The sequence below is a fragment of the Microvirga tunisiensis genome (assembly GCF_009296175.1).
GTDB lineage: Bacteria > Pseudomonadota > Alphaproteobacteria > Rhizobiales > Beijerinckiaceae > Microvirga > Microvirga tunisiensis.
Map to the genome: position 1 here is coordinate 1 of NZ_VOSK01000247.1, position 9,503 is coordinate 9,503.

The following is a 9,503-nucleotide window of genomic DNA, read 5'->3' on the forward strand; positions in this document are numbered from 1 at the left end:
GACTGGGTCGCCGATCAAGCCCTTCTTGTGAAGCCGATCCGTCGTTGCCCAGTCGAAGCCCTTCCAGGCACAACGCTCGTTATGCAGCGTCAGCCATAACAGCGCCAAAACGGCATCGTCGATCTTGTCCTCATCGATCTCCATGAACCGACGTTACCACGCGCGGCACCCAAAATCCCGCGGCCCCGCTCGGATGGATACGGTTGATCTCAACATCCAGCCTTTCTCGCTCCGATTGCTTGTCAATGAGGCAGTGTCGATCGTGAGCGGGCTCCTCGATCAAAAGATGCTGTCGTTTAGCCTGAAGATTGACCCGGACGTTCCGCAGCTTGTCTGTGGCGATCCCGACCGTCTGAGGCAGATTCTGCTAAATCTTCTGAACAATGCCATCAAGTTTACCCCCCGTGGCAGCATTGAACTCACCGTGAGATCGGAAAGTGGTTCGGAAGCAGCACCCAAATTGCTCTTTTCAGTAAGCGACACGGGTATCGGAATTCCGGAGGGGAAGCAGGATCGCCTGTTTAAACGCTTCAGCCAGGTTGATAGCTCGGATCGGCGTCAGTACGGCGGCACCGGATTAGGACTGGCGATCTCAAAGAAGCTTGTGGAGATCATGGGCGGAGAAATTGGGGTCCAGAGTACTGTCGGAAAAGGATCGACGTTTTGGTTTCGGCTGATGCTCCAATCGGTGAAACAGAGCGGATGCGACGGGTGTGAGGCGCCGCACGCAGATGCCCATCGATCGGCCCGTGTTCTCTTGGTTGAGGACAGCGAAATCCTCCAGGACGTTGCCCGCACTATGCTTCAGAACAGCGGTCATCAGGTCGACGTCGCCGAGAATGGAGCCGAAGGTGTTTCAGCCGCTCTGTCGGGCAACTATGATGTTGTGCTGATGGATGTTCAAATGCCGATCATGGACGGACTGAGCGCGACAAAGCATATTCGTTCAGTGCCGGGTTCAGAACAGTTCGTTCCGATCATCGCACTAACAGCAAATACGTTGCCTCACGAGCTCGTTGCGATGCGAGATGCCGGCATGAACGACTATATCAGTAAGCCGTTCAGGCGCGATGATTTACTGGAAGTTATCGACAAGTGGGTCTTTAGCCAAACGCCTAGCGTAGGCTAAATTCACCACATGAGTTTGTTCAAGAGATTCGCTGCTGACGCAGCTTCAAAACTGAAACGCGGTCTGGCGCAGAGCCCGGTCTGGCACGTCGTGCTCCTGGCCGTGGTTATTAATTTGACATGCGGGGCTTTGATTTGGAATGAGCGCGGAGTAGCGCTTAGGAAGGCGGAGACGTCTTCGCGGAATCTAGTCGCGGCGGCGGGAAGGGACATTTCCCGGAACATCAAAATCATCGATCTGACGCTTCTGAAGATCATCAATAAGATTAGGCCATCAGATCCTCTGAATCTTCCGCCCGAATTCGCGCAACAGTTCGCATTTGATGAGGTCGCCGCGGAGCAGTATTACTCTGCCATCGGGGTCGTCGATGCAACAGATCGGGTCATCTTTCAGTCCCGTATGGCTGACCCAGGTGTTCTGCGGGTCGGGCATCTCGATTATGTGAAGGTCCACCGGGAGAGCCCCGATGTAGGGCTCTATGTTTCGGCCCCGATCAAGAGCCCATACGGATTTGGCTGGGCGCTCGTACTCAGCCGCAGAATGTCCAGCCCGGATGGTAGTTATGCAGGGGTAGCCTACGTCGCCTTAAGCCTCGACTATTTCACCGATCTGTTCAGGAGAATGAACTTAGGTCCAAAAGGGACCATGACGCTCGCCCGCAACGACGGAAAAGTGATCGTGCGAGAACCCTCCACCGAGCAATTCCTGGGGGCCGACCTAAGCAAGGCCGAGTTGTATCGTCACTACCCTAGAGAAAAGGAGGGGGCGTATACGGCGCAGCACTCACCCTTGGACGGGGTCGCACGTCTCTATACCTACGCTCAGATTGGCGATCTCCCGATAGTCCTCAATGTGGGACGGTGGCTCGACGATGTCTATGGGCAATGGCGGCGCCGCGCTTTAACGATCGCTGCGGTCCTGTTCTCTCTCACTGGAGCCATGATCGCCATGGCCATCAATCTTCGCCGGGAGTTTCAGCGCAGGCGAGTTGCGCACCAAGACGCGTTGCGCAACGAAGCGCTCTTTCGAGAAGCAATGAAGGGCGCTGGTATCGCAACGGCTCTCCTGAGACTCGATGGGTCTGTGCTGAAGGTAAACCCTGCTTTCAGCCGGCTTTTTGGGTATTCGGAAGAGGAGGCGCAGCAAAACATGGCTTCGGATGTGGTCTTCCCAGGGGACGAGATCCCGGATGATGGACCCGTCTTGCGTGGAGAGATTGACGTCTCAGAGACCGAACGCCGATACGTTCGCAAGGACGGCACGGTCGTATTTGTGCTTCGCTCCTCCTCACTAATGCGAGACGAGGCGGGACAATTAGCGTATTTCATTGTTCAGTATCAAGATATTACGGCTCGGCGCGAGGCCGAGAACAGGTTGAGGTACAACGCAACCCATGACGATCTAACGGGACTGCTGAATCGCACGGCGTTCGAGCAGAGGCTTCAGGAGGCCTTGCTGCAGTGCCGGGAAACAGGGATTAGGCATGCTCTCGCCTTTGTCGATCTAGATCGCCTAAAAATTATCAATGACTCCGCAGGCCACATCGCTGGCGACGCTCTGCTGCGCGCGGTAGCCGGAGCATTGCCGACCTATCTTCGTAAGGTCGACGTGGTCGGACGGCTTGGGGGCGACGAGTTCGGCATCATACTTTTCGACTGCTCTCTTGACGATGCCACAGAGGTTCTCGAGCGGTTAAACACTGCTGCTGGCGCAATCCAGTTTCCGTGGGAGGGACGGATATATAAGGTTGGTGCGAGCATAGGAGTGACTGAAATCACGCCAGAGTCCGGCTCGCCCAGCTCTCTGCTAGCGCAAGCTGATATTGCATGCCTCACCGCGAAGATGGCCGGGCGGAATAGAGTCAGCATCTACCATCCTGAGCAAAGCGAGGCCGTCGAGCGCCACCGGGAACTGTCGGTGGCAGCTGGAATCAAGCAAGCCATTCGTGAAGGTCGGCTAAGGCTGTTTGCGCAGCGCATTGTGGCCTGCTCGGGAGCGCCTGGCGAGCGGTATGAAGTCCTGGTCCGGATGGTCAACAGTGATGGGACCCTTATACCACCGTCAGTCTTCATTCCAGCAGCGGAACGGTACGATCTCATAGGTGATATTGATCGATGGGTGATCTGGCGAGCGCTGCATCTGGTTCGGGACGCCGTGAGGACGGGCCCAAGCCTTCGAATCCATCTCAACCTGTCCGCCCGATCCCTTGGTGACGAGTCGTTCCTCGCGTACGTCTTGGAGACCATCGAAGCGTCGGGAACACCTCCAGTAAACTTGGTCTTCGAGATCACTGAGACGGCTCTGGTCACCAATATGGCTATTGCGACAGGGATCGTCGGCAAGCTTAGGGAGATTGGGTGTCAGATTGCGCTGGACGATTTCGGATCTGGCCTTAGCTCGTTCAATTATCTCCGAACTTTCCCGGTCGATATCGTAAAGATCGACGGCACTTTTGTCCGCAGCATGACAACGAACCTGGTCGACCGGCGTATCGTCAAATCGATCCATCAGATCGCTCAGGAGCTTGGGGCTGAGACGGTGGCCGAGTATGTCGAGGATAAGGAGGCCTTCCAGATCCTTGCGACCATGGGCATTACCTTTGCTCAGGGCTATGCTCTGCATAAACCTCAGCCGTTTGAAGCGGTGTTAGATCAGCATCTAGTCTCACTATGAGGGCCGAGCCCCTTTCTTGGGAGGAAGGGGAGCGGGGGGACGGTCAACCACGACCTCCCGCGGGTCCTTGTCCTCCCGTAGACCCAAGAAGCTCGGGTGCCGAAGGATGTTGTCCCGCGTCCACTCGGTGAATGTGACCTGCGCGAGGTAGCGCGGCCTGACCCAATGCACTCGGGCCCGCATGTAGGTTCCTTTGGGGAGGACAGCCGTCGGGGTTTCCGTCTGGATGGCTTGAAGCCTGCGCTTGAACCCTTCGAGGAACTCTCGAGAGTAGCCCGTGCCGACTTTGCCTGCGTACCGGATTTCTCCGTTAGGTGTGTAGTAGCCGACGAGGAGCGCTCCGAACCCGGTCCTGGATCGTTGAGGTTCGGTATACCCGACGATTACAAACTCCTCTGTATTAACGCATTTGACTTTGAGCCAGTCGGAGCTGCGGGTGCCTGAATACGTCGAACTGCGCCGTTTCGAAATGATGCCTTCTAGTTTTAGTTTGCAGGCTTGGGCGAAGAATGCCTCGCCTCCACCAATACGATGCTCACTTTTGCGGATCGTTGGCGGTGCCGAGCCGAGGATGTCCGCGAGAATGCGTTTGCGCTCCTCCAGGGCTACCTTCCGTAGGTCAAAACCATTGAGGAACAGGAGATCGAACGCGACGTAGACGAGATCGGCGGTCTGCCCATTTGAGAGCGCCTCCTGGAGCGCGGAGAAGGAACTGATCCCCTCCCCATTGAGCTTCACGATCTCGCCGTCGAAGACCGCTTCTCCTACGGCAAGTTCCGGGAATGAGCTTGCGATCTCAGGAAAGCGCGCGGTCCAGTCCTGATTTCTACGGGTAATGAGGCGGCAGCGCTCATTCTGGACCCTGGCCAGCATCCGGTAACCGTCGAACTTAATCTCGTGAAGGAAAATGCCGCCCGCCGGGGCGGCCTTTTCGAGAACGGCGAGCTCCACGTTGATGAGATCGGGAATAGCCGCCCGGTGGGCCCCCGGAGTGCTGCTCGGGTCCGGCACGCCAGCGCGCGCAGTCCTCGCGACGGAGGATGTCAGCTTGGACGACTTCGATCTTGCTTGTGCTCGTGCCATCGTCAGAGGCAAACAATGGCCGAGCCATCGGGTTCCAGGGTGACGCGGTCGAGACCGGGCCGGTCATATTACCGGCCGCGGTCCTTATCCTGATCCTTTCGCTTCTTAACGACCTTCTTGGGTGGCGTTGGCGCTGGAGCTGCAGCCTGCTCCGGAGGACGGGGTGCTGCGACCTCGGGCTTCGGGTCCTCGGGCTTCTTTTGCGGCTGCAGAGACGCGGCGACCTGCCGGGCTGCAGTGGATAGTTCGGAATCGGTCTTGCGCTGAGTTCCAGCGCGCCTGGCGCCGGCAGCGATCAAGGGATCAAGAGGATCGGCCGGACGGGCAGCAGCGGGCGTGCTCGGGCCCCCAGCGGTGCTCTGAGGAGCGGGAGTGGCTGCCGCGGGGCGAGGACGATCCGGAGCGGCAGCACTGGGTACGGCGGCCGTACGGGTCTGCGCCGGCCGACCTTGGGACGATTGGATCGAGGCAGGCTTGGCAACTTGGCTCGGTCTGCGGACCGTTGTCGGGATGGTAATAGATCTGCGAGCTTTCCGGGCAGCCTCCTGCTCTTCCATGAAGGTCGAGAGGAAAATGGAGCGCGGAGCCTCAGTCGGCTTGGCTTGCGCCGGTGCCTGTTTCGGGGTGAGGTCGGTCGACGCCGCCTCTTGGCTTGCGCTTTGGCGACGGAAGTTCGCAAAGAGCTGATCGAAGCTCTCGTCAATCCGGTTAACCAGTCGCTGAACATGCTCGCTGCGGCCGTGCCAGTAAGGATCCGCCGTCAGAGCAAGCCGTTCTGGCTTCTTGGTGATGTCAGCCGCGACCCGGCTCGCCTCAATGGCCGTTTTGGGAGGCTGTTTGGCCAGACGGTCAAACCCATCGGTGAACGCCTTGAGACGCTGGGTCACGACCGTCATATCCTGGGTCATAAGACGGCTGATCTGCAGACCAGTGTCATAGACCTTTGTGAGGAAGTCCATCACGGCTTTCATGGCCTTGGGTGGGGGACGACGCTTCGACCTCTTGAGCTTGTTCTTCTTCTCCCACTCGTGGAATTGGAGCTTGGCCCGGGAAGCGACCCGATCGACGACGTGGCGGAAGATCGCCCGCGTGTATTCGTACCGTGCGAGCCGTCGTGCGACCTTGGTGGCTTTGAGTGCCTGAATATCCAGAGCCTTATTGTAGGCAGGCATGACCACACCTGCCTTCAGAGCTGCCCGCTTGGCGCGTTCGGTTCGCTGAACGATGTCGGCTTCGATCTTTTTGAGCTTAGTGGGCGCCTTGAGCTCGACCGACTGCTGGAGGACGAGCCACTGGCGTCGGGCGAGGTTCACCCCTTCTTCCGTGCGTTCTCCTTTGCGCTCCTTGTTAAAGGCGCGGGAGGGGATGTGTTTCAGAGGGGCAAGGTCAATGCCCATGTCCTTATAGGAGCGGTGATCGAGACGTTTGTCGGCGCCAGCCTCGGCAAGCACATCGTTGGATACGTCTGACCAACGCTTCCGGAGCTGGCCGACCCAAGCCATCTCAGAGGTAACTCTATCGCGATCCTGCCTATAGGGGCGGCGTGAACGACGCTGGCGCCTTGGACTGACGTACTCCTCTACGATCTCGAAGTCCCAGACCTCCTTGCCGGTAGAAGGGTCCTGCATTCGTTGGCATGGACGGTCGTAGTAAGCGATGTGGGCATGGTAGTTGCGGACGTCGTTATTCTTGTCGGGGGCGTGGATCACCGCCCAGAAGGGGAAGCCCTTAGCTGTCAGTTCCTCTGTGAACCTTTTGACCACTTCGAGGCGCTGCTTAGCGTTCAGCTCGTGGGGGAGCTCTGCAATGATCCGGGTCTGTGTGCGACCTCCGCGCCCTGGAACCACTTCGATGGGAGCGGTTTCACCAAGTGACTGGGCCCACTGATAAACAGCGAAGGCACGTTCCGGCGCGAGGTTACCGATCGAGAAGGACTCAGCCTTCCCAGGCTTCAGGTACGGCTGCATCTCCTTCGGCGCAGAGTCGAGGTGGGATACGGCAACATCCCACCACTTGGGGTTCTCGATCGGATCAAATTTGATCCGATCACCCCGTGGCGTCATCTCGGATGCATCGACAGCATCCCAGAACCGAGTGCGCTCTTCAAAGGCTTTGCCGATGGTGCCAAAGGAGGAGACCTCGATCCCGAGTAGATCGGGATCATAGCCGTCCTTGAGCATTTGGGCGCGTTCGGCAGCGCCTGGTCGTTCGATATAGCTTTGTTGCTGGACAGGAGCGCTAAGCCGTTCAGCGGCGGCTTCGCGCTCGATATATCCCATGTGGGCGGCTGCCTGAGACTTGAATGACTTGCGGCCGCTCTTGGCCTCACGGATCCGAACGAGAATGTCGGATGTCTTTGAGATGGACGTCTGGGCAAAATGGAAGCTGATTTTGCCTTCGCGGCTTCTGGGCCGCGACGTTCCTTTTGCCCGGTCTCCAAACCGGACCCCCGGATTTTCCCAAGCATTTTTGATGCTTGGTTCGATGCCTCCGTACTGGTGAGCCAGCCGGCCAGTGACGCCCATCGAGAGCTCTTTGAGCGAATAATTGATGGCCGAATTTACATCGAAATGGGGCATCGTCACCTGTCCGTGAAAGCGTCGGCTTTAACGGCCTCGGCAGAGAAAATTCGGCAGAATTTCCGGCGTTGGCCGGGTTCTGCCCAAAGTGACGTAGCTGGGGATACGAGTGAATTTCCGCCGATAATTCCCGCTGAATTTTCGCTCGGAAGGGCGAAACGCGGGACTGGGGTGGAAACCCCATCAGAAAGATTCCTCGTGCTCTCAAGCCACGTATTACGGAAGTATACCCCATTAAGGGACGGTTAGTCCCGTTTCTGGCCGGCTGCTGCGCCGGCTTGGGCATTAAACAGGGGTCCGCAAGGGCCTCCCCCTCGGAAAGAGGGCCTGTTTTGCCCCCGTCCGGAGGACCTCAATTGGCCTGACAAGGCCGATAGCAGATGAGGAGCAACGGAAGTGCTCCACATCTGCGGTATTGAGCCCTCATTTTTTCGGGGGCTTTTTTGTAGGGATGTTTCTTTCCTGGGGCTCTTCTTCCGGGGTTCGTCTTCTTCCGGGGGCAGTCATTCGTGGGGCAGGGCGCTACGGCCTCGACCAGGCGCCGTCGGCTTGCCCCGTGGACCTCTCCTGTGCCACCTGCACATCATCGAGCGGTTCTTCCTGGGCTCGACCCTGGGCGGTTCTTTCGGGACTGATCGTCGAGTGCTTTTTCCGGGGAGGCGCAGGGCGCTTGTTTCTGGGGCAAACAGCGGGAGGTTCTCTGCGGGGATCCGATCTCTCTTGACCATGGCGAGCCGGCCGAAGGCCGAGATGCGAGCCGCCGCTGTCTCCGAACTTCCACCTGACTCACCGCATACGGCTTATCCGGAGGCGGTGAGGTAAGGGTGTCTGTCGGGTTTAGGGCTGCCGCCAATAAAAAAGAGGCCCGGGAGGGCCTCTAGGAGAGTCGCAGACGGCAATGTGCGCCGAGGATGGGCTATGCCGCCCGACGGTGTGCGAGGAAGGCTGGCGTGCCGTTTCCTTCGGGGAGGAGCTCAACTCCTTCGAGTTCCACGATCCGCTCGATGCGTGCTTGGGGTTCGATCTTGCCGACGTTCTTCGCAACGCGCTTGAGATCGTCACGCAGGGCCGGATCCGTGACATAGATGTGATACTTCCGGTCGTGAGTGGATGCCACGACTTGCCAGATGTCCGGCTTGGAGGAGTTCTGCGTGAGGCTGCCGGGTGACAGGGGCCCATCAATTGTGCAGAGCAGGCCGATGGTCGCTTCATTGGACTGAGCGAACTCGATCCGCTGGTCGAGAGGGACGTTTTGTACGGCAGAAGTCATGCTGTGCTTTCCTCCTGGGTAGTCGACGATTCGTATCGTCTTAGGGACAGAATGAGTCAGCTTGGCGGTAAATAGCCAGCCAAAGTTCGAGGTGCCGGGTATGTATGTCCCGGAAGCGGTGGCTCAGGCAGCAAGCGCCATCGGGGACGCAATCTTTGCGCCGGAGGCAGGGACCTTGGGAGCGCGGGCCGTGAAAAGGGAAACGATCTCCTCGGCGCCGACGGTACCGGCCAGTGCACCATTGAGCGTGTTGAGCGTCGCCTGGCTGACGCGGGACACGTCGATGTAGGCGGACTGGATGACGGTCTCCTCCTGCCCCTCGGTCTTCCGGAGGCGACGGAGCTTCATCTCGGCCTCGACGATCATTCCGACACGGCCGTGGGCATGGAGGATGGTTGCTCCAGAGGCGGTCTCTTCCCACAGGATGCCGATGTTAGCGTCACGGGCGATCCAGTAGGTCGGGACCGCATCGACTGAGATCTTCACGCCGGTGGAGACAATGTCGTAGCGGATGCAGGCCATCGGAGCGTCCTTCTTCTCTAGGTTTTGAACCCCTCAGGGGTTCGCCCGTCTGATTGAGAGAGAGAGGACTTCTGGCCGGACATGGCTCTGAGCGGGATGGCCATGAAAAGAGGAGGCCGGCTAGGGCGTGTCTGCAAAGGGGTTCCATGAGGAGCTTGGGGTTCCCATTTATACAACGTGACACGTTACGAGTTGACGGACCGGCAGTGGCAGCGCCTTGAGCCGCTTCTGCCGCCCGAGCGGCCGC

General features: G+C 58.6%; 7 protein-coding genes. 2 read left to right on the plus strand and 5 right to left on the minus strand.

The window, feature by feature from the left end; genetic code table 11:
• Window positions 1-144, minus strand: a 144-nt coding sequence (locus tag FS320_RS48605; RefSeq protein ID WP_244626992.1) for a DUF6429 family protein, incomplete at its 3' end; no start/stop codon positions are given.
• 49 nt (window positions 145-193) lie between these two features.
• Between FS320_RS48605 and FS320_RS32015 the strand changes: the two genes are divergently transcribed.
• Window positions 194-1,129, plus strand: coding sequence for an ATP-binding protein (locus FS320_RS32015; RefSeq protein ID WP_162003387.1), 936 nt, complete (start codon window positions 194-196; stop codon window positions 1,127-1,129).
• 9 nt (window positions 1,130-1,138) lie between these two features.
• Entirely contained in the window at window positions 1,139-3,802 is a 2,664-nt protein-coding gene (locus FS320_RS32020) for an EAL domain-containing protein (protein ID WP_152716481.1), read from the plus strand.
• On the opposite strand, the gene ligD is transcribed toward FS320_RS32020, so the two are convergent.
• The 4 genes from ligD to FS320_RS32040 all read right to left on the minus strand — a co-directional run bounded on the left by ligD (window position 3,797) and on the right by FS320_RS32040 (window position 9,256).
• A complete protein-coding gene (ligD, locus tag FS320_RS32025; RefSeq protein WP_162003388.1) occupies window positions 3,797-4,813 on the minus strand; it encodes a non-homologous end-joining DNA ligase in 1,017 nt (338 codons plus the stop codon). The two genes, FS320_RS32020 and ligD, sit on opposite strands and share 6 nt — an antisense overlap.
• A gap of 140 nt (window positions 4,814-4,953) precedes the next feature.
• The gene (locus tag FS320_RS32030; protein ID WP_152716483.1) at window positions 4,954-7,464 is read right to left on the minus strand and encodes a MobA/MobL family protein; all 2,511 of its coding nucleotides are present in this window, start codon (window positions 7,462-7,464) and stop codon (window positions 4,954-4,956) included.
• A 916-nt stretch (window positions 7,465-8,380) separates the two neighbouring features.
• Window positions 8,381-8,734 (minus strand): hypothetical protein, encoded by a 354-nt coding sequence (locus FS320_RS32035; RefSeq protein ID WP_152716484.1) that lies wholly within the window; start codon window positions 8,732-8,734, stop codon window positions 8,381-8,383.
• Between the two features lie 123 nt (window positions 8,735-8,857).
• On the minus strand, window positions 8,858-9,256 hold the full coding sequence (locus tag FS320_RS32040) for a hypothetical protein (protein ID WP_152716485.1): 399 nt from the start codon (window positions 9,254-9,256) through the stop codon (window positions 8,858-8,860).
• Window positions 9,257-9,503: the final 247 nt, after the last annotated feature.

What these genes read in the sequence shown, in the direction of transcription:
- FS320_RS32015 (WP_162003387.1), top strand. Translation starts at nt 194, where the DNA reads ATGGATACGGTTGATCTCAACATCCAGCCTTTCTCGCTCCGATTGCTT.
- FS320_RS32020 (WP_152716481.1), top strand. Translation starts at nt 1,139, where the DNA reads ATGAGTTTGTTCAAGAGATTCGCTGCTGACGCAGCTTCAAAACTGAAA.
- FS320_RS32030 (WP_152716483.1), bottom strand. Translation starts at nt 7,464, where the DNA reads ATGCCCCATTTCGATGTAAATTCGGCCATCAATTATTCGCTCAAAGAG.
- FS320_RS32035 (WP_152716484.1), bottom strand. Translation starts at nt 8,734, where the DNA reads ATGACTTCTGCCGTACAAAACGTCCCTCTCGACCAGCGGATCGAGTTC.
- FS320_RS32040 (WP_152716485.1), bottom strand. Translation starts at nt 9,256, where the DNA reads ATGGCCTGCATCCGCTACGACATTGTCTCCACCGGCGTGAAGATCTCA.